Annotated in this window: 20 protein-coding genes and 2 pseudogenes; 13 read left to right on the top strand and 9 right to left on the bottom strand. The window is 71.4% G+C overall.

The window, feature by feature from the left end:
• Window positions 1–161: 161 nt before the first annotated feature.
• The gene (locus ACFYXB_RS14755; RefSeq protein WP_389582100.1) at window positions 162–2,120 is read left to right on the top strand and encodes a glycoside hydrolase family 15 protein; all 1,959 of its coding nucleotides are present in this window, start codon (window positions 162–164) and stop codon (window positions 2,118–2,120) included.
• A 103-nt stretch (window positions 2,121–2,223) separates the two neighbouring features.
• On the opposite strand, the gene ACFYXB_RS14750 is transcribed toward ACFYXB_RS14755, so the two are convergent.
• Window positions 2,224–4,338 (bottom strand): FUSC family protein, encoded by a 2,115-nt coding sequence (locus ACFYXB_RS14750; protein ID WP_389581739.1) that lies wholly within the window; start codon window positions 4,336–4,338, stop codon window positions 2,224–2,226.
• 96 nt (window positions 4,339–4,434) lie between these two features.
• Here ACFYXB_RS14750 and ACFYXB_RS14745 point away from each other — a divergent pair, with 96 nt between their 5' ends.
• The 5 genes from ACFYXB_RS14745 to ACFYXB_RS14725 all read left to right on the top strand — a co-directional run bounded on the left by ACFYXB_RS14745 (window position 4,435) and on the right by ACFYXB_RS14725 (window position 7,068).
• The gene (locus ACFYXB_RS14745) at window positions 4,435–4,884 is read left to right on the top strand and encodes a hypothetical protein (protein WP_389581736.1); all 450 of its coding nucleotides are present in this window, start codon (window positions 4,435–4,437) and stop codon (window positions 4,882–4,884) included.
• Window positions 4,881–5,369, top strand: a complete 489-nt coding sequence (locus tag ACFYXB_RS14740; protein ID WP_389581734.1) for a MarR family winged helix-turn-helix transcriptional regulator — start codon at window positions 4,881–4,883, stop codon at window positions 5,367–5,369. Before ACFYXB_RS14745 ends, ACFYXB_RS14740 begins: the two co-directional genes overlap by 4 nt.
• Window positions 5,366–5,821 carry a MarR family transcriptional regulator gene (locus ACFYXB_RS14735; RefSeq protein ID WP_389581731.1) on the top strand — a complete coding sequence of 152 codons (456 nt, stop codon included), beginning with the start codon at window positions 5,366–5,368 and terminating at the stop codon, window positions 5,819–5,821. The genes ACFYXB_RS14740 and ACFYXB_RS14735 overlap by 4 nt, the downstream gene beginning before the upstream one ends.
• A gap of 50 nt (window positions 5,822–5,871) precedes the next feature.
• A complete protein-coding gene (locus tag ACFYXB_RS14730) occupies window positions 5,872–6,219 on the top strand; it encodes a tetratricopeptide repeat protein (protein ID WP_389581728.1) in 348 nt (115 codons plus the stop codon).
• Window positions 6,220–6,393: 174 nt separating this feature from the next.
• The gene (locus ACFYXB_RS14725) at window positions 6,394–7,068 is read left to right on the top strand and encodes a peptide deformylase (protein ID WP_389581726.1); all 675 of its coding nucleotides are present in this window, start codon (window positions 6,394–6,396) and stop codon (window positions 7,066–7,068) included.
• A 55-nt stretch (window positions 7,069–7,123) separates the two neighbouring features.
• Here ACFYXB_RS14725 and ACFYXB_RS14720 read toward each other — a convergent pair whose 3' ends face one another.
• Complete coding sequence (locus ACFYXB_RS14720) at window positions 7,124–8,557, bottom strand: dihydrolipoyl dehydrogenase family protein (RefSeq protein WP_389581723.1); 1,434 nt, start codon at window positions 8,555–8,557, stop codon at window positions 7,124–7,126.
• A 119-nt stretch (window positions 8,558–8,676) separates the two neighbouring features.
• Here ACFYXB_RS14720 and trxA point away from each other — a divergent pair, with 119 nt between their 5' ends.
• Window positions 8,677–9,060 carry a thioredoxin gene (gene trxA / locus ACFYXB_RS14715; protein WP_351349107.1) on the top strand — a complete coding sequence of 128 codons (384 nt, stop codon included), beginning with the start codon at window positions 8,677–8,679 and terminating at the stop codon, window positions 9,058–9,060.
• 31 nt (window positions 9,061–9,091) lie between these two features.
• Here the strand turns inward: trxA and ACFYXB_RS14710 are convergent, their stop codons facing one another.
• Both ACFYXB_RS14710 and ACFYXB_RS14705 read right to left on the bottom strand, forming a co-directional pair.
• The gene (locus ACFYXB_RS14710; RefSeq protein ID WP_389582098.1) at window positions 9,092–10,528 is read right to left on the bottom strand and encodes a benzaldehyde dehydrogenase; all 1,437 of its coding nucleotides are present in this window, start codon (window positions 10,526–10,528) and stop codon (window positions 9,092–9,094) included.
• A gap of 133 nt (window positions 10,529–10,661) precedes the next feature.
• On the bottom strand, window positions 10,662–11,699 hold the full coding sequence (locus tag ACFYXB_RS14705; RefSeq protein ID WP_389581719.1) for a LacI family DNA-binding transcriptional regulator: 1,038 nt from the start codon (window positions 11,697–11,699) through the stop codon (window positions 10,662–10,664).
• 110 nt (window positions 11,700–11,809) lie between these two features.
• Between ACFYXB_RS14705 and ACFYXB_RS14700 the strand changes: the two are divergent.
• Window positions 11,810–12,709 (top strand): annotated as a pseudogene (locus ACFYXB_RS14700) (FAD-dependent oxidoreductase); the annotation flags it as partial.
• Window positions 12,710–12,722: 13 nt separating this feature from the next.
• Here ACFYXB_RS14700 and ACFYXB_RS14695 read toward each other — a convergent pair.
• Entirely contained in the window at window positions 12,723–13,385 is a 663-nt protein-coding gene (locus tag ACFYXB_RS14695) for a TetR/AcrR family transcriptional regulator (RefSeq protein ID WP_389581717.1), read from the bottom strand.
• Between the two features lie 118 nt (window positions 13,386–13,503).
• On the opposite strand from ACFYXB_RS14695, the gene ACFYXB_RS14690 reads away from it, so the two are divergent.
• Window positions 13,504–14,061, top strand: a complete 558-nt coding sequence (locus tag ACFYXB_RS14690; RefSeq protein WP_389581714.1) for an NAD(P)H-dependent oxidoreductase — start codon at window positions 13,504–13,506, stop codon at window positions 14,059–14,061.
• Window positions 14,062–14,120: 59 nt separating this feature from the next.
• Here ACFYXB_RS14690 and ACFYXB_RS14685 read toward each other — a convergent pair whose 3' ends face one another.
• Both ACFYXB_RS14685 and ACFYXB_RS14680 read right to left on the bottom strand, forming a co-directional pair.
• Window positions 14,121–15,002 (bottom strand): LLM class F420-dependent oxidoreductase, encoded by an 882-nt coding sequence (locus ACFYXB_RS14685; protein WP_389581711.1) that lies wholly within the window; start codon window positions 15,000–15,002, stop codon window positions 14,121–14,123.
• A 114-nt stretch (window positions 15,003–15,116) separates the two neighbouring features.
• Window positions 15,117–16,142, bottom strand: coding sequence for an alcohol dehydrogenase (locus ACFYXB_RS14680; RefSeq protein ID WP_389581708.1), 1,026 nt, complete (start codon window positions 16,140–16,142; stop codon window positions 15,117–15,119).
• Window positions 16,143–16,284: 142 nt separating this feature from the next.
• Between ACFYXB_RS14680 and ACFYXB_RS14675 the strand changes: the two genes are divergently transcribed.
• Complete coding sequence (locus ACFYXB_RS14675; RefSeq protein ID WP_389581706.1) at window positions 16,285–17,064, top strand: SDR family NAD(P)-dependent oxidoreductase; 780 nt, start codon at window positions 16,285–16,287, stop codon at window positions 17,062–17,064.
• Window positions 17,065–17,171: 107 nt separating this feature from the next.
• Here ACFYXB_RS14675 and ACFYXB_RS14670 read toward each other — a convergent pair.
• A pseudogene (locus ACFYXB_RS14670) lies at window positions 17,172–17,306 on the bottom strand (CoA transferase); the annotation flags it as partial.
• 112 nt (window positions 17,307–17,418) lie between these two features.
• On the bottom strand, window positions 17,419–18,219 hold the full coding sequence (locus tag ACFYXB_RS14665; RefSeq protein ID WP_389581703.1) for an IclR family transcriptional regulator C-terminal domain-containing protein: 801 nt from the start codon (window positions 18,217–18,219) through the stop codon (window positions 17,419–17,421).
• A 643-nt stretch (window positions 18,220–18,862) separates the two neighbouring features.
• Between ACFYXB_RS14665 and ACFYXB_RS14660 the strand changes: the two genes are divergently transcribed.
• The 3 genes from ACFYXB_RS14660 (at window position 18,863) to ACFYXB_RS14650 (ending at window position 22,156) form a co-directional block, all read left to right on the top strand.
• Window positions 18,863–20,287, top strand: coding sequence for an amidase (locus tag ACFYXB_RS14660; protein WP_389581700.1), 1,425 nt, complete (start codon window positions 18,863–18,865; stop codon window positions 20,285–20,287).
• 26 nt (window positions 20,288–20,313) lie between these two features.
• On the top strand, window positions 20,314–20,532 hold the full coding sequence (locus ACFYXB_RS14655; RefSeq protein ID WP_351361967.1) for a hypothetical protein: 219 nt from the start codon (window positions 20,314–20,316) through the stop codon (window positions 20,530–20,532).
• A gap of 133 nt (window positions 20,533–20,665) precedes the next feature.
• On the top strand, window positions 20,666–22,156 hold the full coding sequence (locus tag ACFYXB_RS14650) for an SPFH domain-containing protein (protein ID WP_351361970.1): 1,491 nt from the start codon (window positions 20,666–20,668) through the stop codon (window positions 22,154–22,156).
• The last annotated feature ends 19 nt before the right edge of the window (window positions 22,157–22,175 follow it).

The raw sequence follows: 22,175 nt of genomic DNA, 5'->3' as shown, positions 1-22,175 counted from the left end.
GGAGCCGCGTCGGCGACGAGGCGCGTATGTGCGGGCGCGCAGTTGGTCCGCTTCCGGGAGTGATGCGAACCCGGGGCATGCCGGGCAGTCTGGAGGTGGGGGCGGGCACGGCCGGTAGCAGCGATGTCACCGCTGACGCCAGGCAAGATGGGAAGAGCCCCATGAACGAACATCCGCTGATCGAAGACCACGGACTCATCGGTGACCTGCAGACGGCCGCGCTGGTCTCCACCGAGGGAACGATCGACTGGTTCTGCAGCCCGCGATTCGACTCGCCGAGTATCTTCGGAGCACTGCTCGACGGTGAGAACGGCGGCCACTGGACGATTGCTCCCCAAGCGCCGACGTATGCGACCAGGCAGCTCTACTACCCGGACACCTGTGTGCTGCTCACCAGATTCATGACCGAGCAGGGCGTCGGATCGGTCGTGGATTTCATGCCGCCTGCCTCGCCGCGCAATCCGTCAAGCAACCATCGATTGGTCCGCATGCTGCGGTGCACTCGCGGTGAGATCTCGTTCGACATCGAGATCGCCCCTCGGTTCGACTACGCGCAGCAACCGCATGAGGTCACCTCGTGCGTGGGCGGCTGGCATTTTGTCGGCCGGGATACAGATGTGACCGTACATGTGGTGGACATACTCGGCGATGAGTGCGCGGGCGCCCGGAGGATTCGCGCCGGTGACGTGCGTATGACCGTAGGGCTGCGAGCCGGCATGACCCGCGGCCTGGTGCTGGAGACGTTCGCTGACGGTCCGCCACGCATCGTTCCGCCGGAGGAATGCGAGCGGCTTCTGGAGGACACCATCGCCTTCTGGCACAACTGGCTGGCGCATTCGCGCTACACCGGACGGTGGCGGGAGATGGTCAACCGCTCCGCCATGACGCTCAAACTCATGACGTACGCCCCGTCCGGGGCCATGGTTGCGGCTCCGACCACCAGCCTGCCGGAACAGGTCGGAGGTGAGCGTAACTGGGACTACCGCTACTCGTGGGTACGCGATGCCTCCTTGTCCCTTCACGCGCTGCTCGGGCTGGGATTCACCGAGGAAGCCGTGGCATTCGCCGAGTGGCTGGGCGACCGCGTTCAGGAATACACCGGTCCGAGCGAGCACCCTCTGAAGGTCATGTACCGCGTCGACGGCTCCTCCGACCTGGCGGAGCAGACCCTGGGTCACTGGGAAGGCTACCGGTGCTCCGCTCCGGTGCGGGTCGGCAACGGTGCCGCTGACCAGTTGCAGCTCGACATCTACGGATCGGCACTGGAGTGCCTCCAGTTCGCCGACGAGCGAGGTCTGCCGACAACCTGCCGCATCTGGCAGGCGCTGATCAACACGGTGGACTGGGTGTGCGAGAACTGGGACCGTCCCGAAGCCGGTATCTGGGAAACGCGGGGCGGTGACAAGGACTTCACCTATGGACGGCTCATGAGCTGGATCGCGTTGGATCGGGCCACCCGCATGGCCGCCCGGAGCGGCCGCCCCGCCGAGGTGCAGCGCTGGGCGAAGGAACGCGACGCCATCTACTGGCAGATCATGCGGCGAGGGTGGAGTCCGGGGCGTGCCGCGTTCACGCAGTACCTGGGCAGCGACGTTCTGGACTCCGCGCTTCTCCGGATGCCCGCCGTGGGGTTCATCCCCCCGCAGGATCCGCGGTGGCTCTCGACTTTGGACGCGATCAAGAAGGATCTCGTGTCGGACGGCCTCGTATACCGGTACGACCCCTCGGCCTCTCCCGACGGACTGCTCGGTTCCGAAGGCACCTTCTCTGCGTGTACTTTCTGGTATGTCGAAGCCCTCGCTCGCGCCGGCCATCTGCGTGAAGGGCGACTCGTCTTCGAGAAGATGCTCACCTACGCCAACCATCTCGGCCTGTACTCCGAGGAAATCGGGCTGACCGGCGAGCAACTCGGCAACTTCCCACAAGCATTGACCCACCTCGCCCTCGTCACCGCCGCGCTGAGCCTGGATGCCCATCTCGACGCCGCCAGGCCGGGCTTCCCTCCCACCTCTCCGGTTCCGGTTCCCTATCTCTACGCGCAACCGATGGCGGCAGCGGCCGGAGGCCCACCTGTCACGCCGACAACCCCGTATCCGTCGGACCACGTCATCCGCAGGTGAGCGCACCGCCCGTGCACTGGCGTCGATCACCACGGCCTACCCGACTTCGCCCCTGTCCCGGCAGGGAGACCATGGTCAGGCCGGACGGCGACTCTGCGGAGTGTCAGGCTGCCGCGTGGCGACGGGGGCGGTAGCGGGAGGCGATGGTGGCGGTCAGGGCCTCGACGGCGTCGACGGTTGCGGTGCTCAGGGCGACGGCGCGGCTGGTCGTGGCGCTGCCGGAGCCGTCGGACGTCTCGGCCAGCAGGCCGGAGCGGGCCGTGAAGGAGTCGAAGACCGACCGCAATGCCCCCGGGGCCACGGTCTCGCCTCCGGCGGCGGCGCGGGCCAAGGCGGAGAGGTGTTCGTGCAGCGGATCGACCAGTTCGGTCAGCTCCGGCACGGTTTCCTGAGGGGTACGCGGCAGGTGTTCGCCCAGCAGGGTGGCGCATCCGGCGACCGTGGACACCTGAGTCCTGATCTTCTCCAGCTGCGCACTCGACCAGGGGCCGCGGTGCTCGGCCGGCTCGGCGTGCGACTGCTCCACCGCGGCCTCCAAGTGCTCCCTGACCTGCCGTGACCGCGCCCGTAGTGCGTCGACGGCTGCCGGGTCGGTCGCGCCGACGTCGGCGTAGCCGGTCAGCAGCTCGGGCAGCAGCCGGTCCTGCACCCGCAGCCACTGCGCGAGCAGGCCCGGCACCCGCCGGGTGGACCAGGTCGGCCAGACCAGGAAGATGAGCACGGCGAGCGCGGCGCCGACCACAGTGTCGGCGGCGCGCGCCCACGCCGTGGGCCCGGGCAGCCCGCCGACATGGTGGATCAGGAAGACGATCCAGGTGGTCAGCCACAGGTTGAGCATCAGCTGCCCGGTCCGCAGGGTCACGAACGACGCGGCGGCCAGCACCACCGCCAGGACCGCGAGGCCGACGGGTGACCAGTGCGGCAGGGACAGCACCCAGGCGAAGAGGCCGCCCAGTATGGCCCCGGCCGCCCGTCCCCAGCCGCGGGCGATGGTGTGTCCGTATTCGGGGAAGAGCACCAGCAAGGTGGTCAGGGCCACCCAGAAGCCGTGCGCGGAGATGCCCAGCCCGCCCCATCCGCCGATCGACCGGCCGATGACCTCAGCGACCACCACGCCCACTGCGAGCCGCACCGCATGGCGGAAGATCGGCGATTGGGGATGCAGCTGTGCCCGGATCCGCCGGGCGGTGCGTGCTACGGAGGGGGTGCCCGCGTACAGGCCCGGCACCTCGGTGCGGGGTTCCAGTACGTCGCCGAGGCGGTCGTCGGTCGAGCGCCGGGCCAGCTGCTCGGCCGGCGGCAGCCGCGCGGCCAGGTCGCGCGGGCCGCGCACGGGCGAGGCGGCAGCCCACGACTCCAGGAGGGTGCGGACCCCCTCGGGGGTGCGGTGCTCGCGGCCGGAGGCCACCGTACGGGAGATGTTGCCCAGCACCTGCGCGGCGGCGGCCAGTGCCTCCTGGTTCCCGGCCGCTGCCGCGGGTACCGTCAGCCGCACAGCGTGCAGCGCGCGGCCGATGCGTTCGGCCTCTCCCAGCAGTCCGAACATGGCCGCTGCCGCCGGTCGGCTGAACTGCGGCAGCAGCTCCAGGGCCTGCCGGGCCGCCGTGAACGGAGCGGACCCGCCCAGGGCGGCGGAGTCGGCCGCGACCGAAGTCTCGGCGAGCGACTGGTACAGGGCTGCAAGGGCACGGCGCTGGGCGGCGAACCGCGGACCGTACGGCGGGAGCAGTTGAACCCCCACGACGAGTCCGGTCCCGACCGCGATCCAGCGGGCCATCACCAGGCCGCCATGTACGTCGGGAGCGAGATCAGCCGTGATCATCAGCCCGATGACCGCGAGGCAACCCCGGATGCCGGGCGCAACGCCCATCGTCCGCCACAGCCCGGTGGCGAACGCCGCGACCGCGAGGAGCAGCAGGAACAGCCAGGTGGTGGCGTGCACCAGGGCCCCCAGCACCGCCATTGCGCTGAAGGCCGCGGCCATCCCGAGCGCGTTCACCACAGGGTGTCGCAGCGGGCTCAGCAGCGTACCTATGCCGCAGATGAACGCACCGACGCTGGCCATGGCCCCGGCCACCGGGTCGTCCAGCAGGAGGCCGAGGACCGTGGCGAGCAGCACGGCCAGTACGGCTCGTGCGATCACCGACGGCGCGGCGAATGCCCGTTGAATGCGCAGCCCCTCACGGCCGATCGTGACCAGCGACGACCACCAGCGCATGTCCGGGCCTCCTCAGCGGGGCGGGAGCAGCGCTCTCATCCTCTGCCAGCTCCGGCGTCGCTGCCACTCGCTGCACCTGGAGGGCGCCGCTCATGGATGCAGCAGCCGCAGTCCGCAGCCGCCGGACCCGCCCCGGCCGACCAGATGGTGGGACTGTTCGACGCGCTCATGGCATCCTTCGACCGCCACGGCTTCTTCGGCTGTCCGTTCCTCAGCGCGGCCGTCGAAGCCGAACCCGGCTCACCCGCACACGCCGCGACCATCGCGGACACACAACGCCGCCAACAGTGGCTCACCTCGCTCGCCCGCAAGGCCGGTGCCGACGCCCCTGAAGCGTTGGCCGGCCACCTCCGTCTCCTGATCGACGGAGCGCTCGCCTCGGGTCGACTGCTGCAGGACCGCAGCGTCATCGACGCCTCGAAGGCCGCGGCCCGAGCCACAGTGGCCGCCGCACGTCGCGCATCCTGCCCCCCCCGGCCGACGTCCGAGGGGATCTGCCGAAATAGTAGCCATGTACATAGTAGCCATGTACTGTATCTGTCATGAGCAAGGGTTCCGAAGGAGCCACGCCCGGATTCCTGGTGTGGCGGCTGTCCATGAAGTGGCGGGTCGCCGTCGACCGCGCGGTGGCCCCGTTGGGGCTCACGCACGCGCAGTACTCGCTGGTGGCGTCGCTGTACGGCATGCAGCGCTCCGGCCAACGGCCCAGCCAGCGCCGCCTCGCCGACCACACCGGCCTCGAGGCCCTGTACGTCTCCAAGCTGGCCCGCAGTCTGGAGTCCGCCGGGCTCGTCGAGCGCGCCAAGGATCCACGCGATCCCCGCGCCGTGCAGCTCGCGCTCACCGAGGAGGGCCGTGAGGTCACGCGGCGGGCGATCAAGGTCGTCCACGGGCTCCTCCAGCAACTCCTGGCACCGCTCGGCGGACTCGACAGCGACCGGACCCGCGCGTTCAACCGCGAGCTGACGACCCTGCTCGACGCACCACTCGATCCGTTCAGCACATCCGACAGCGAGACGGAGCAGTCATGACCACCACCGCACCCATCGTCGACCCCCGCGTCATCGGCCTGGCCCACTACGCGTCGCGCGCGGTCCTGGAGCGCATCCTGGCCGCGTACGGCCTCACCTTCCAGCAGCAGATCACTCTGCGGCTCGCCGCCGTCGCGGACGGGCCGGTCGAGCGCGCGCATCTCGTCGCCGGGGTCGTCGCCGCCCTCAAGGCCGACCCCGACGACGTCGCGGACACCGTCGAGGAACTCATCACGGCGGGGCTCCTGGCCCCTCAGGCGCCGTCCGGCGCAGGCATCACGGACGCCGGGCGCGAGCTGTACGCCAAGGTCACCGCCGAGACCGGGGCGGTCAGCGCCCGGATCTACGCGGGCATCTCCGAGCAGGACCGGGCCGTCACGGGCCGCGTCCTGACCCTCATCACCGAGCGCGCCGACGCCGAACTGGCGGCCCTGGAAGCCCGACCGAGGTAGTGGAATATTCGACCAATGGGTTCCGTTGATCGGGTCGAAGGAGGTCACGAGTGGACATGACGTACTACGACCACGGAACCGCGGCGGAGCGCTGGGAGCGCGCGCAGCAGTTCTTCGACGCCAAGGACTATGCGGGCGCGGCGCGCGTGCTGGTCGGGCTGGTCGAGGAGGTGCCGGAGCAGACCGGACCCCGGCTGCTGCTGGCCCGGGCCTACTACCACTCGGCCCAACTGCGCCGTGCCGAGGCCGAGTTGCGTGTCATCGTCGAGCGCGACCCGGTGGAGCACTACGCCCGGCTGATGCTGGGGCGCACGCTCCAGCGGCAGGCCCGGTACGAGGAGGCCCAGTCGCACCTGAAGCTCGCCTCGGCGCTCGCGGGCGACTTCCAGGACGCCTGAGTACGACGGTCCAAGGGCCCGGTTCCGGCAGGAACCGGGCCCTTGGCATGCCGGTCACAGCGGCGTCGCCGCGCACAGGACCAGGAACGCGTCGCGTGTCCGGACACCCTGCTTCACCTCGGTCCCGCTCCCCTGTCCGCGGGTGAGTGCGAACCGGCATGTCATGCTGGCGAGATGGCATCCCCCAGTGATCGCGCACCCCGTGATCGTGCCCCCGGTGACCGTGCGCCCCTGGCCGAGCGTGTCGAGGAACTCCTCGTCGGTGACGGCCCGTTGCCCATTGTCGCGGCCGGCGACCCGGTGCTGCGGCGCGGCATCGAGCCGTTCGACGGGCAGTTGGAGCCCGCGCTGCTGGCCCGGTTCGTCGAGGCGATGCGCCGCACCATGCACGCGGCGCCGGGCGTGGGACTCGCCGCGCCCCAGGTCGGGGTGGGGCTGCGGATCGCGGTGATCGAGGATCCGGCGACCGTGCCGGACGAGGTGCGCGTGGCCCGCGGGCGAGTGCCGCAGCCCTTCCGGGTGCTGGTCAACCCGTCGTACGAACCGGTCGGCGGCGGCCGGGCCGCGTTCTTCGAGGGCTGTCTGAGCGTGCCCGGTTGGCAGGCCGTGGTGGCCCGGCACGCCGAGGTACGGCTGCGCTGCCAGGACGAGCACGGCCGCAGGGTCGACGAGGTGTTCACGGGCTGGCCCGCGCGGATCGTCCAGCACGAGACGGACCATCTCGACGGCATGCTCTACCTGGACCGTGCGGAGCTGCGCTCGCTGTCGTCGAACGCGGCGATGGCGGAGCGCTGGACCCAGCCGACGCCAGAACAGGCCGCGGCGGCACTGGACTTCGAGCTGCCGTAGCGACGGAAACTGACCAGCCGGTGCGTTCCCCGCGCGGGGAACGCACCGGTCGGGATCACTGATCCCGGTACGCCTCCAGGAGCCGCAGCCAGACCTCGCTGATCGTCGGGTAGGACGGGACCGCGTGCCACAGTCGGTTGATCGGGACCTGCCCGGCAACGGCGACGGTCGCGGAGTGGATCATCTCGCCGACTCCGGGGCCGACGAACGTGACCCCGCGCAGGATCTCTTCCTCGAGGTCGACGACCATCCGGGCGCGGCCCTTGTAGCCGTCGGCGTAGAGACCGGCGCCCGCCACCGAACTGAACTCGACATCGACCGCGCGAACCCGGTGGCCCGCCTGTTCCGCCTCCGCGAGGGAGAGGCCGACGGCGGCGGCCTCCGGGTCGGTGAAGACGACCTGGGGTACAGCGTCATGGTCGGCGGTGGCGGCGTGCGCGCCCCACGGATCCGACTCCAGGATCGGGACGCCGGAGGCGCGGGCGGCGATGGCGGCGCCCGCGATGCGTGCCTGGTACTTGCCCTGGTGGGTGAGCAGGGCGCGGTGGTTCACGTCGCCGACGGCGTACAGCCACTCGCTGCCGGTGACCCGCAGGCTGTCGTCGACCGGCAGCCAGGAGCCCGGCTCCATCCCGATCGTCTCGAGGCCGAGGTCGTCGGTGCGCGGGGCACGGCCGGTGGCGAAGAGGATCTCGTCGGCCTCAACGCGGTCACCGGCGTCGGTGACCACCACGACGCTGCCGTTCTCGCGGGTCACGGACTCGACGGACGTACCGGTGCGTACGTCGGCGCCCGCCTCGGTGAGCGCCTCGGCGACCAGCTCGCCGGCGAAGGGCTCCATGCGGGACAGCAGGCCCTTGCCGCGGACGAGCACCGTGACCTGCGAGCCCAGCGCCTGCCAGGCGGTGGCCATCTCGGTGGCGACCACGCCGCCGCCCACCACGGCCAGCCGGCCGGGGACGGACTGGGCGCTGGTGGCCTCGCGGCTGGTCCAGGGCTTGACGTCGGCGAGCCCGGGCAGGCCTGGCAGCAGCGCGCGGCTGCCCGTGGCGACGACGACGGCGTGCCGAACCGTGAGGGTCGTGAGGTCGCCGTCGGGGCCCGTCACGGTGACCGTGCGGGGTCCGGCGAGGCGGCCGTGGCCGCGGTACAGGTCGGCGCCGACGCCGTCGAGCCACTGAACCTGGCCGTCGTCCTTCCAGTTCGAGGTGAAGTAGTTTCTGCGTGCGAGCACCGCGGCGGCGTCGAGGGGGCCCTGCACCGCCTGGCTCAGGCCCGGCAGTCGGCGTGCGTCGGCCTGGGCGATGACCGGTCGCAGGAGGGCCTTGCTGGGCATGCAGGCCCAGTAGGAGCACTCGCCGCCGACCAGTTCGCTCTCCACGACCGCGGTGGTGAGACCGGCGGCACGGGTGCGGTCGGCCACGTTCTCCCCCACGGGCCCGGCCCCGAGCACCACGACGTCGTACGCGATGGATTCCGTTTCCGTCATGGCATCAGTCTGGTGGGTGGTGTGCCCGGTGGCCACACGGGTACGTGCGCGGAATACGTACCCGGGCGACCGTGTTGTGCCGACGGCTTCGCTCCCACATCAGGAAGAGGAAATCACCCATGAGCAGCACCGTGGAGCTCACCAAGGAGAACTTCGACCAGACGGTCACGGAGAACGAGTTCGTCCTGATCGACTTCTGGGCGTCCTGGTGCGGCCCGTGCCGTATGTTCGCCCCGGTCTACGAGAAGGCCGCGCAGGACAACCCGGACCTGGTGTTCGGCAAGGTGGACACCGAGGCACAGCCCGAACTGGCGGCCGCCTTCGGCATCCAGTCCATCCCGACGCTGATGATCGTCCGTGACCAGGTCGCCGTGTTCGCACAGCCGGGCGCCCTGCCCGAGACCGCCCTGACGGACGTCATCGGGCAGGCCCGGAAGCTCGACATGGACGAGGTCCGCAAGGCGGTCGCGGCCCAGCAGGCACAGGCCGAGGGCGGCGAGTAGGCCCGGCCCTCAGCGCCCTTCGGCCGTTCCCTCAGAAGGGGTACGGCGCCACGTCGCCGCGCACCGTCGTCCAGCGCACGTCGGTGAAGGCCTCCAGATTGGCCTCGCCGCCGAAGCGGGCGCCGGTGCCGGACGCGGCGACGCCGCCGAAGGGTGCCACGGCCTCGTCGTTCACGGTCTGGTCGTTGACGTGGACGATGCCGGTCGGGATGCGTTCGGCGAGGTCGAGGCCCCGGGCGGTGTCCCTGGTGACAATGCCCAGGGACAGTCCGTAGGGGCTGTCGGCCGCGAGCGCGGCCGCCTCGTCGGCGGTCGCGAAGGATCGCACCGGCGCGACCGGGCCGAAGACCTCCTCCGCGTAGGCGGGGGTGTGCTCGTCGACGCCGGCGAGGACCGTCGGCCGGTAGAACAGCCGGTCGTGGGTGCCGCCCGCCACCAGCTTGGCGCCGAGCGTGGTGCTCGCCCCGACCAGGGCGTGCACCTTGCTCAGCTGGCCCTCGTCGATGATCGGGCCGAGGTGCACCTGGGCGCGGTGCGGATCGCCGACGGCGAGGGAGTCGGCTTTGGCGGCGAGCCGTTCGACGTACTCCTCGTACAGGGAGGCGTGCACCAGATGCCGGCCGGTCGTCATGCAGATCTGGCCCTGGTGGAAGAACGAACCCCAGGCGGCCGTGGAGATCACCGCGTCGAGGTCGGCGTCCTCGAGGACGACCAGCGCCGAGTTGCCGCCCAGTTCGAGGTGCGCCCGCTTGAGGTGACGCCCGGCCGCCTCGCCGACGGCGCGGCCCGCGGCGGTGGACCCGGTGAACGAGATGACCGGCACCTGCGGGTCCGTGACGAGCTCCTGTCCCACCTCGGCACCGCCCGGCAGCACATGCAGCAGCCCCTCCGGCAGGCCCGCCTCCGCGAGGACGGCGGCCAGGGACAGCCCGCCGCACACCGCGGTGCGCGGGTCCGGCTTCAGGACGACCGCGTTGCCCAGCGCCAGGGCCGGGGCGACCGAGCGGATCGACAGGATCAGCGGCGCGTTGAACGGCGAGATCACGCCCACCACACCCACGGGGACGCGGCGGGTGTACGACAGCCGGGGCGCCTCGCTCGGCAGGACCTGACCCGCCGGGCGGGAGGCGAGGGCGGCGGCCTCGTAGCACTCCTGGGCGGCGACGTGCAGTTCGAAGTCCGCCTTGCCGGGGATGGAGCCGGATTCGCGGACGAGCCACTCGCGCAGTTCGTCGCCGTGCGCGATGAACAGGTCACCGGCCCTGCGGAGCACGGCGGCACGGACGAAGTGCGGGGCGCGGGCCCACTCCCGCTGGGCGGTACGGGCGTCCCCTGCGGCGGTATGGACGTCCTCGGGCGTGGCGAGCGTGACGGCGCCGAGCGTGTCGCCGGTGGCGGGCTCGGTGACGGTGTACTCGGGGCCCGACAGGGCGCGGGACTGCCAGGTCTTCGGGTCGAGCAGCGGCATGACGGCTCTCCGATCGGTCACCGGGGGCTGCACGGCTCACGGCACCCGCGAGCCGTTGATTGAGCGTGCAACATCCTAGGTGCGTGCCGCCGGAAGAGCGCCGATGCGCGCAGAGGTGCGTAGGCCGGTCGGCTCAGGTGGAGTCCCGGTGCACCACCGACGCGCCCAGCACCGTGTGGGCCTCGGGCGTGGCACCGGGGTCGCGCACCGCGCGGTCGACGAGTTCGGCGAGGTGGCGGCCGGACGGCAGTTCGATGTGGATGGTGCTGAGCCGGGGCCGCAGCAGCCGGCCGAGCATGAGGTCGTCGGCGCCCATCACGGCCGTGTCCTCGGGGATGCGGATGCCCTCGTCCTGGAGGGCGCGCATGAGCAGCATCGCGTACTCGTCGTTGTAGGCGAACACCGCGTCAAGGTCCAACTCCCGCCAGCGCGTGGCGAGTTCGGCTGCGGCCCGCTCCTCGTAGGCGAGGGGCAGCTCGGCCACGGAGGCGTCCGTGCCCAACAGGGCCCGCCGTACGCCGTCCAGGCGTGGCCGGGAGAAGGCCTCCAGGCCGGGCTCGTCGGGGACGACGACGCCGATACGGCGCCTGCCGCGGGCGTAGAGGTGGGCGCCGGCGCAGTGGCCGACACTGCCGTGGTCCATCAGCAATGCATGGGCGCCCTCGACGCGCCCGGGGCCGAACGTGACCACGGCCCGGGCACCCGCACGCTTGAGGACGGCGAGGCCCTGGGGGCCGAGCCCCGCGCCGGGCACGAGGACGGCGACAGGGCGTAACTCGGCCCAGGCGCGGGCGGCTTCGTCGCCGTGCAGTCCGACGCTGCCGTACTGCACCACCGTGTAGTCGAGGCGGCCGAGGGCCCACTGGAGCCCGTTGATGAACTGGCTGTAGAGCGGTCCGACCGGGACGGCCGGGGCGGGCATCAGGACCATCCGGCTGTGTCCGGCGCGCAGGCTGCGGGCGGCCGCGTGGGGGACGTACCCGAGTTCCTCGGCGGCCTCGTGGACGCGGCGGCGCGTGGGTTCGCTGATGCGCACGGCGCTGGTGTTGTTGAGGACGTAGGAGACGGTCGCGCGCGAGACGCCGGCCACACGGGCTACATCGGCACTCGTGGGAACGGAGCGCGACGCGGGCGACGGCGTGTTCGGTATCTGCACCATGACGTACCGCATCTTGGCAGAAGCCCGGGGCGGCAAAGTGGCCGGGGGAACGTGGTTCACGGTTCGACGAGTCCGGCTGCGGTGAGGGCGGAGCGGGGGTCCGTGGGGCGGGTGCGAAGTCGACGAACATGCTCGACAAGGACGCCGTGGTCCGCATGGAGGCGGCCGACGACGGGACCGGCGGTCGGCCCGAGATCGACCGCGGCCGGCTGCGCGACCTGCTGCACGGCTCGCTGCCCGAGGGCACGGTCCGCTGGGGTGCCAAGGTGACCGGGGCGCGCCCGCTCGGCGACGGCCGTCACGAGGTGACGCTCGCGGACGGCGGAAGCTTCGCGACCGATCTGCTGGTGGGCGCGGACGGCGCCTGGTCACGGATCCGTCCACTGCTGTCCGCCGCCCAACCCGCCGACACCGGCGTGTCGTTCGTCGAGGTGGATCTCTTCGATGCCGACGTACGCCACCCGGTGAGCGCGGAGGTGGTCGGTGGCGGCATGCTGTTCGCGCTCGGTGCGGGCCGGGGATTCCTGGCGCACCGCGAGTCCGACGGCAGTCTGCACGTGTACGCGGCGCTGGAGGCCGCCGAGGAGTGGCTGGACGGCATCGACTTCACCGACGCCGAGGCGGCGAAGGCGGCCGTCCTCACGCACTTCGCGGACTGGGAAAAGAGCCTGCGGGCGCTGGTCGCGGACGCGGACGGCGCCCCGGTGCCCCGGCGCATACACGCGCTGCCGACCGGGCACCGCTGGGACCGGGTCCCCGGTGTCACGCTGCTCGGTGACGCCGCCCATGTGATGTCGCCGTTCGCGGGCGAGGGCGCGAACCTCGCGCTGCTCGACGGCGCGGAACTGGGGCTGGCGATCGCCGCGCACCCGGGGGACGTCGAGGCCGCGCTGGCCGCCTACAAGGAGCGGATGTTCCCGCGGAGCGAGTGGTCCGCGGCCCCGTCCGCGCTCAGTGGCGCCACGCTGCTGCGTGCCGACGCCCCGCAAGGACTGGTGGATCAGTTCGCCGCCCACGGCTGAGCGTGCACAGCGCTCAGCGGGGCGGCTCGGTACAGGCCACGCGGGCGACCAGGTCGAGCCAGCCCGACTCCAGCCGCTCCAGGGTCATGCCGCACTGCCGTGTCAGGTGGTGGATCAGGACGGGGTTGAGATAGCCCATCAGGGTCTGCGCCAGGAGCTCGCTGTCGGCGTTCGGCACCGCCTGCCGCAGCAGCAGGACCACATGGCTGTACAGGACGCGGCGGGCCGGGGAGGAGAACCGGCGCTCCGCGTTCGGCTCGGCCGCCAGCTGCAGGTCCAGTTCGTCGTGCATCCGCCGCACCATCTCGACGCCGAACGCGCCGAGCCGCTCCACGGGGCCGGCTCCCGGACCGAGCGGCGCCGGGCCGCTCAGGAACGCGGCCTGAAACTGCTTCTCCGAGTGGTCCAGGAGTGCCGTCAGCAGGCCGTTGCGGTCGCCGAAGCGGCGGAAAACGGTCCCCTTGCCCACCGAGGCCGCGGCGGCCACCGCCTCCATGGTCAGGTTCGCGGCGCCCTGCTCCTTCACCAGCCGGGCCGCCGCCTCCAGCAGCCGGGCACGGTTGCGCGCGGCGTCGGCGCGCAGGCAGGGCTCGTCGTCGCGGGCGCCGAGTTCGAGCAACTGGGGCGCGGCTACGGGTTCCTGGGGCTTCGGAAAGGGCGGCAGCGGGCTGGACATGAAGTCAGCGTAAAGCATCAGGAACAAAACTGGACCGTGGTCCGGTTAGGCTGGTAGAAAGCTAAGCGGACCTCGGTCCGGATTCGTGACAGCAATGTTTCAGCACTTTGGAGTTCACATGTCCGTTCGTATCCTTGCGCTCGTCGGCAGCCTGCGCGCTGGCTCGCACAACCGCCAGCTCGCCGAGGCGGCCGTCAAGCTCGCTCCAGAGGGTGCCGAGGTCGAGCTGTTCGAGGGCCTGGCCGACATCCCTTTCTACAACGAGGACATCGACGTCGCGGGCAGCGTCCCGGCCGCCGCCGCGAAGCTGCGCGAGGCCGCCAAGGCCGCCGACGCGTTCCTCTTCTTCTCCCCCGAGTACAACGGCACGATCCCGGCCGTCCTCAAGAACGCCATCGACTGGCTGTCCCGTCCTTACGGCGACAGCGCCTTCGGCGGCAAGCCGGTCGCTGTGGTCGGCACCGCCTTCGGCCAGTACGGCGGCGTGTGGGCGCAGGACGAGACCCGCAAGGCCATCGGCATCGCCGGCGGCAAGGTGCTTGAGGACGTCAAGCTGTCCATCCCGGGCTCCTTGACGCGGTTCGCCGAGACCCACCCGGCCGACGACGCCGAGGTCGCCGCGCAGCTGACCGAGGTCGTCGCCCGCGTGCACGGCAACGTGGGCCAGGCTGCCTGAACCGTCGGGCCAGTGGAGGGGCCGGAGCCGCGCAGGCACCGGCCCCTTTCGCGTATGCCTCAGTCCAGCCCGGCCAGCCGCTCGACCGCCGGGGCGATGAAGCTCTCGATCCACCCGGACGTCTCGCCCAGGCGCGGGCCGACGATCACCGTGTCGACGCCGAGCTTCGTGTACCCCTCGATGTCGCGTGTGAAGGCGTCGAGGTCGCCGTCCGTGGCCGCGTCCCCGGTGTAGGCGATCGTCTTGCGGATCGTGTCGTAGTCACGGCCCACGGTGTCGCAGTGGCCGCGCAGAACGTCGAGCTTGTGCCGCAGCTCCTCGGGCGACGACGGGATCAGGTTGCAGGCGTCCGCGTACTGCGCGACCAGCCGCAGGGTCTTCTTCTCGCCCCCGCCGCCGATCATGATCTCCGGGTGCGGGGTGCTCACCGGCGGCGGCACGCACAGCGTCTCGGCGAGTTGGTAGTAACGGCCCTCGAAGGGGCCGTTGTTCTCCGGGTCCCACATCTGGCGGCAGATCCGCAGGGTCTCCTCGAGCCGCTCGAACCGTTCGGCGAGCGGCGGGTAGGGCACACCGAGCCCGTGATGCTCGCGGTCGTACCAGGCGGCCCCGATGCCGAGCGTGGCCCGGCCGCCGGAGACCACGTCGAGCGTGGTGGCGATCTTGGCGAGCAGACCCGGGTGGCGGTACGTCACTCCGGTCACCAGGGCACCCAGCTGCACGGTGGAGGTGCGGCCCGCGAGATAGCCGAGGGTCGTGTAGGCCTCCAGCATGGGGTCCTCGGCGCCGCCGTTGAACTCCATCTGGAAGTAGTGGTCCATCACCGACAGCCAGCTCACGCCCGCCGCCTCGGCCGCGGCAGCGGCGGCAGCCAGTTCGGCGCCCAGCGCGGGCGCGCCCGCGGAGTTGTTGAACCGGTTGATGTGCACGCCGACGCGCATGGCCGTCTCCGTTCGCCCGGATCTCCGTCGACTTTCCGTCGACGACGGCGACGCTAGCTCTTCGAGCGCGCTCCAAGTCAACCGGGCGGGAGTCGGTGCGCACCCCGTGGCGCGTCAGCCGTTCGTGAGCACCATCCGGAAGCGGGCGGCGCCCGACATCATCTTCGCGTACGCCTCGCCGGCCTGCTCCAGCGGCACGGTCTCGGTCATCGGGCGGATGCCGTGCAACGCGCTGAAGGCCATGGTGTCCTCGACGTCCTGCGAGGTGCCGGACGGGTGACCGCGGACGACCCTGCCCTTCATGAGGAGCTGGACCGGGTTGATCCCCAGCGGTTCCGGGACCGCCCCGATGACCACCAGCTCACCGCGGTGCGACAGTCCGTCCACGACCGCTGTGATGGCCTCGGAGTTGCCCGCCGTCGCCAGCACCGCCCTGGCCCCGCCGAGGGAGCCCAGCGCCTCGGCGACGGGGGTGCCCGACGTGCTGTCGATGTAGTGGTGGGCACCGAGCTGCTTGGCGAGGTCGGCCTTCGCCTGGCCGCGGGCGATCGCCACCGTCTCGAAGCCCATCGCGACCGCGTACTTCACTCCGAGGTGGCCGAGGCCGCCGATGCCGAGCACGGCGACCAGGTCGCCCGGCTCGGCGGAGCTGCGCCGCAGTCCGTTGAAGGTCGTCACGCCGGCACAGGCCATGGGCCCCGCGTCGACGGCCGTCAGCCCGTCGGGGATCCGGGCCAGCGCGTCGGCCGGTGCGATCACCTTCTCGGCGAAGCCGCCGTCGTAGGCCCAGCCGGGGACCTTGAGGTTCTCGCACACGATGAAGTCGCCCTGGCGGCAAGGGGTGCAGTGGCCGCAGCTGCCGCCGAACCAGCCCACCGCCACCCGGTCACCGACCTGCCAGCCCCGCTCCTGCACGCCCTCGCCCAGTTCCTCGATGCGCCCGGCGATCTCGTGCCCGGGCACCACGGGGAACTGGATGCCCGGTACACCGGCGTTCACGAACGCGGCGTCGCTGTGGCAGATCCCGCAGGCCTCCACGGCGATCCGTACATGCCCGGGCCCCGGCCGGGGCACCTCACGCTCGGCGATCTCGAACGGTCCGCCCGTGGCGGTCGCCTGTGCGACTCGATAGGTGGTCATGGGTCTCTCCGAACACGCGAAAGATATCGACGGCCCCAGAGACCAGCAGACCAGCTCCGAACGGATCACGCGCGTCGAACGGCGTACCGGCGGGCTGTCGTCGCTTGACTTCGAGTTCGCTCCACGGCCTAGCGTCGTCGGCATGAATGCGTCGTCGACGCCGCCGGAGCGTGATCCGGTGAAGGTGCTGGTGACCGGGGGGACGAGCGGGCTGGGTCTTGCCATGGCCTCCGCGCTGGCCGCGGCGGGTGCGAGGGTCGCGCTGACCGGGCGGTCCGGTGCCCGTGCGCAGGCGATGGCCGCCGAGTTGCCGGGGGCGCTGGGCATCGAGTTGGACGTGCGGGACGAGGCGTCCGTGGCCGGGGCGGTCGACCAGGCGTGGTCGCGGCTCGGCGGTATCGACATGCTGGTGAACAACGCCGGGATCGGCATGCGCACGGTCAACCCGCGTTTCATGACCGAACCGCAGGGCTTCTGGGAGGTGCCGCCCGACGGCTTCCGCGCGGTGATCGACACCAACCTGACCGGCTACTTCCTGGTGGCCCGCGAGGTCACGCCACGGATGCTGGCCGCGGGCGGCGGCCGTATCGTCAACATCTCCGTGAGCGATACGACCCTGCGCAGAGCGGGCTTCGTCCCGTACGGCCCGTCGCGCGCCGGCAGCGAGTCGCTGTCCCGGATCATGGCCGCCGACCTCCAGGGCACCGGCGTCAACGTCAACCTGCTGCTGCCGGGCGGCGCAACCGTCACTGGCATGCTGCCCCTCGACTCCGTGCCCGAGGGCGTCACGTTCCTGGAGCCGTCGATCATGGGCCCGCCCATCGTCTGGCTGGCGTCCGACGCGGCGACCGGGGTGCACGACGAGCGGATCGTCGCCGCCGAGTTCGAGAGCTGGCTGCGTGAGCGCAACGGTGAACGATGAGGACGGCTGGGTCACGTGGTTCTACTACAGCCAGGGTTCGGAACGCCATGGCCGCCGACCGGAAGACGGCCCTTACGGGCCGCTGCCGTCAGGTGGCGATGTCCGGGTAGGGCATCGGCGCCCATGTCCGCCAGGAGCATGGTGGCGTAGGGACCTGCCAGGATCCGGGAGAAGTCGGCCACCAGCACGCCTGACAGGGGGCCGCCTCCGACTGCCTGATCCGATCCGGTGCCAGCTGTCATCAGGGACCGCCTCCTTACCAGCTCGTCCGCTGTGCGGACGACTGTCCGTTGGCCGATTCCGGCACGATCACGCCGTGCGTCAAGGGCCTGCCGGACGGCAGCGCCTCGCGGGTCAGCTCCGCACGACGTGCGGGACGGTCTCCAGCCGGGCGAAGTCGGCGCTGATCTCGCCGGCCGCCTGGAGCAGCAGCGGCAGATGGCGGTCGAGGAGGTGCTCCACGGAGGTCTCGGCGGCGTGGGCGTTGACGTTCAGCGCCGCGATGACCCGCCCCGAGCCGTTGCGCAGCGGCACGGCGACCGAGCGGATGCCGCGGGTGAGCTGCTCGTCGGTGAGCGCCCAGCCGCGCGCCCGGACGTCGCGCAGCTCCGCGTCGCGCTCCGCGCGCTCCGGCTGCCACAGCGGCGTCAGTCCGGACCGGCTGGGCTCGGCCAGGACGACGTCCACCTCGCCGGGGTCGAGTGCCGCGAGCAGCACCTTGCCGAGGGACGTCGGCAGGGCCGGGAACCGGGTGCCGATCTGTACGGCGAGGGCGACGATCTTCGGCACGGAGACACGCGCCACGTACACGATGTCCGAGCCGTCGAGCTGGGCGACGGACACGGACTCGTTCGTCTGCCGGGACAGCGTCTCCATGTGGGGCCGGGCGACGTCCCACAGCCCCATGGACCGCACATAGGCCACCCCCAGATCCAGCACGCGCGGGGTGAGCGCGAAACCCGGCCCGTCGGCCCGCACGTACCCCAAGTCCTGGAGCGTGAGCAGGATCCTGCGCACCGTGGGCCGGGCCAGACCGGTCGCGGCGGCGACGTCGCTCAGGGACATGGCGGGCCGGTGCGGTGCGAAGGAGGTGATCACCTCCAGGCCACGGGCCAGCGCCTCGATGAAATCCGGTCCGGTGCCCTCGCGCGCCATGGCTTCTCCTTCGAAGGGTGTGGTGACTGCGGCGGCGTCACCCTACTGCACCTGTCCGCCTGCCGGACGAAGGTACAGATGCCACACGCAACACCTCCAGCTCAGGATAATCCCAGCTCAAGCCATATGAGAAGGGAAGCCACAGCCAACTGCCCGGACCTCCGCCCAGCTCCGGGATCACTCACCGGTACGACAAGTGGCCGGGATACGGACGCACATCTGCGCGGGCAGTGGATCCGGTCGGCAGATCGGGCCCCGCGCACCTCTTTGACAGCAACCCCGGCCCTCCCCAGAGTGCCACCCGTCAACGTCTGACCGCGTGGCGGATGCTCGTCCGGATTTCGGATGGGTACCCCATGGCGGTCGCACCCGCGTGAAGGAGTCCCCTGATGAGCGAGTCGAGCGAGTTTTGGCCAGGGCAACCGGTGATCGGACGGACGGTGGAGCATCTGCGCTGGTTCGCATGCGCGGCGCGGAGCAGCAGGTCGACCGACTACCCGCCACAGCCGTGACGACGCCCGCTCAGGTCCCGGCCGCCACCGGCGGGAACAACAACGGTCAGGTTGCAGCCGCACGACACGTGCACCTCGTGCGCACTGACGTTACCGTTCGGTAGACCACGTGTTTCCGGAGGTGCCCCGCAATGACGCTCGACCGTGCCGCAGGCCTGGCTGAGACCGCTCGCGCGCTCGCCGACGGCGAGGTGACCTCGCGCGCGCTCGTCGAGCGGACCCTGGCCCGGATCGAGGCCACGCAGGGCACCCTGAACGCCTTCCGGCTCGTACGGGCCGAGGCCGCGCTCGCCGAAGCGGACGCCGCCGACGCCGAGTTGGCGGCTGGAGCGCGCCGCCCGCTGCTCGGGGTGCCTCTCGCGGTGAAGGACGACATGGACGTGGCGGGCGAGCCGACCGCCTTCGGCTGCCGGGGCGACTTCCCGCCGGTGGCGGCGGACTCCGAGGCGGTACGCCGGCTGCGCGCGGCCGGGGCGGTGATCGTCGGCAAGACCAACACCTGCGAGCTGGGGCAGTGGCCGTTCACTGAAGGGCCCGCATTCGGCGACACCCGCAATCCGTGGAGCACCAGCCACACCCCGGGCGGCTCGTCCGGGGGTTCGGCGGCCGCGGTCGCCGCCGGTCTGGTGCCGGCCGCGCTCGGTTCCGACGGTGCGGGTTCCGTTCGTATCCCGGCCGCGTGGACCCATCTCGTCGGCATCAAGCCGCAGCGCGGACGCATCTCCACCTGGCCGCGCGGTGAGGCCTTCCAGGGGATCACGGTCAACGGCACACTGGCCCGGACCGTCGCCGACGCCGCCCTCCTGCTGGACTCGGCCGCAGGCAACCACGCCGACGATCCGTACCAGCCCCCGCGGTTGAACGCCGCGGACGCGGCCCGCCGCGAGCCCGGGCGGCTGCGCATCGCCCTGTCGCTGAAGCCTCCGTTCACCGCGCTCCCCGCCCGTCTGGAGCCGGAGGTACGGGACCGGACCGTTGAACTCGCCGGGAAACTCGCCGAGTTGGGGCACACGGTGGAGGAGGCCGACCCGCCCTACGGCCAGATCGGGCTGACCTTCGTCCCACGCGCCACCGTCGGCATCGCCGAGTGGGTCCGCGAGGCACCCGACCCCGCCCTGCTCGACCGGCGCACCCGGGACGCCGCCCGCCTGGGCCGGCTCCTCGACGGGGCTCCGCTGCGTGCGGCTCGGCGCGCGGAGTCGGCGCTGCACCGGCGCATCGGCGCGTTCTTCACGTCGTACGACGTGGTCCTCGCCCCGACAACGGCCGCTCCCCCGCCCCTGATCGGCGCGCTGCTGCCGCTCGGCGGGGCGGCCACCGACCGGGCCATGATCGCGGCCTGTCCCTACGCCTGGCCGTGGAACGTGTTGGGCTGGCCGGGTGTCAACGTGCCGGCCGGATTCGTGGCCGGTGGCCTCCCGGTCGGCGCCCAGCTGCTCGGCCCGGCGAACAGCGAGGCACTGCTGATCTCCCTGGCCGCCCAGTTGGAGGCGGAGCTGCGCTGGCACGAGCGGTGGCCGCCGGAGTATGAGGCCGTGGACTGCCCGGCCGCGTGAGCCCGTTCCGCCCGTACCCTGTGACCATGGACGATGCGTCGATGGTCGGGCTGATGGGGCGGGTCACCGGAACGATCGGGCCCGGACTCGTCGGCGAGGTGATCGTCCGGGTGCGCGGGGGCGCCGAGCACTTCCTCGCGTACGCCGCCGACGGGACCGGCCGGATCACGCCGGGCACGGTGGTGATGGTGGTGGAATACCTCCCGCCCAGAACCGTCTACGTGGCGCCCGCATACGACAGTTGAGCATGCTCCGCCCCAGGTGAGAGCCGTACGCGTCAAGATTGCAACAAGGATCCGTCAGCGTCTTCACCGTGGGGTTGCGCAGGAGCACACTCCCTTCGTTCGGTGCCGATAGGGCACCATGCAAAGGGGGCGTATGCCGATGGTTGTCGGCGTCGTTGCGGGTGCGGCGGTCGTGGCCGCTCTCGTGTTGATCGGTCTCTTCAAGATGATGTGGCGGGTCGCCGAACCGAACGAGGCGCTCATCATCTCCGGTTCGAAGCACCGGACCGAGGGCCTCGAGGAGGGCATGGGATTCCGCATCGTCACCGGTCGCGGCACGCTGGTGCTGCCCGGTGTGCAGGCGGTGCGCAAGCTCTCCCTCGACCTGAACGAGACCGAGTTGTCGGTGGACTGCGTGACCCATCAGGGCATTCCGTTGAAGGTTCGGGGTGTGGTCATCTTCAAGGTGGGCGACGACTTCGTGTCGATCGCCAACGCGGGCCGCCGGTTCCTGGACCAGCAGCGGATGATGTCGGAGCGCGTGCACAACGTGTTCGCCGGTCATCTGCGGTCCATCGTGGGCGGGTTGACGGTCGAGGACATGATCCGCGACCGCGAAAAGCTCACGGGGCAGACCCGCGCCGCCTGCGGTACGGAGATGGAGAAGCTCGGCCTGATCGTCGACTCGCTGCAGATCCACGAGATCGAGGATCCGACCGGGTACATCCAGAACCTGGCGATGCCGCACGCGGCCGCCGTCCAGCGGGACGCGCGGATCGCGCAGGCGGAGGCGAACCGTCTCGCCACCGAGGCGGAGCAGCAGTCGTACGCGCGGATGGCGGAGGCCACCCGGGACAGCGAGATCCTGCAGGCCGGCTACCAGGCCGAGCGGGACAAGGCCGGGGCCAAGGCCCGCCAGGCCGGTCCGCTCGCCGACGCGGCCGCCCGGCAGGAGGTCGTCGTCCAGGAGACACGGGTCGCCGAGCTCGAGGCCCACCGCCGTGAGCAGCAGCTCCAGGCCGATGTGCGCAAGCCGGCCGACGCCCAGGCGTACGAGAAGCGGACGCTGGCCGAGGCCGAGCGTGACGCGCGTATCTCCGCGGCGCAGGCCAAGGCCAAGGAGACGGAGCTCGCGGCGGCGGCCGAGGCGACCCGGGTCAAGGCGGCCGCGGGTGCCGAGGCCGAGGCGACGAAAACCCGGGGTGCGGCCATGGCGGCGGCGACCCGGGCCACGGGTGAGGCGGAGGCGGCGGCCGCCCAGGCGAAGGGCCTGGCGGACGCCGAGGCGGCCAAGGCCAAGGGCCTCGCGGAGGCGGAGGCCATCAAGGCGCGGGCCGCCGCCCTCGCCGAGAACCAGGAGGCCGTGGTCGCGCAGCAACTCGCCGAGAACTGGCCGGAGATCGTGAAGGCTGGTGCGTCCGCGTTCGGCAACGTGGACAACATGGTGCTGCTCAACGGCGCGGACGGCATGGCGGACATGTTCGCCAAGGCGCTCACGATGGGCGGCACCGGTCTCGGCCTGGCCCGGCAGCTGCTCGCCTCGATGGGCCAGAACGGCCAGAGCCCGAACGGGACTTCACCGTCCCTCAACGGGATCGCGAACCCGCCGGCGCAGAAGGTGCCGGTGGACAACAACGGGGAGTGATCACCTGACAGGACGGCAC

This window comes from Streptomyces sp. NPDC002619 (assembly GCF_042889305.1).
GTDB lineage: Bacteria > Actinomycetota > Actinomycetes > Streptomycetales > Streptomycetaceae > Streptomyces.
This window is presented reverse-complemented; position numbering and strand designations above follow the sequence as displayed.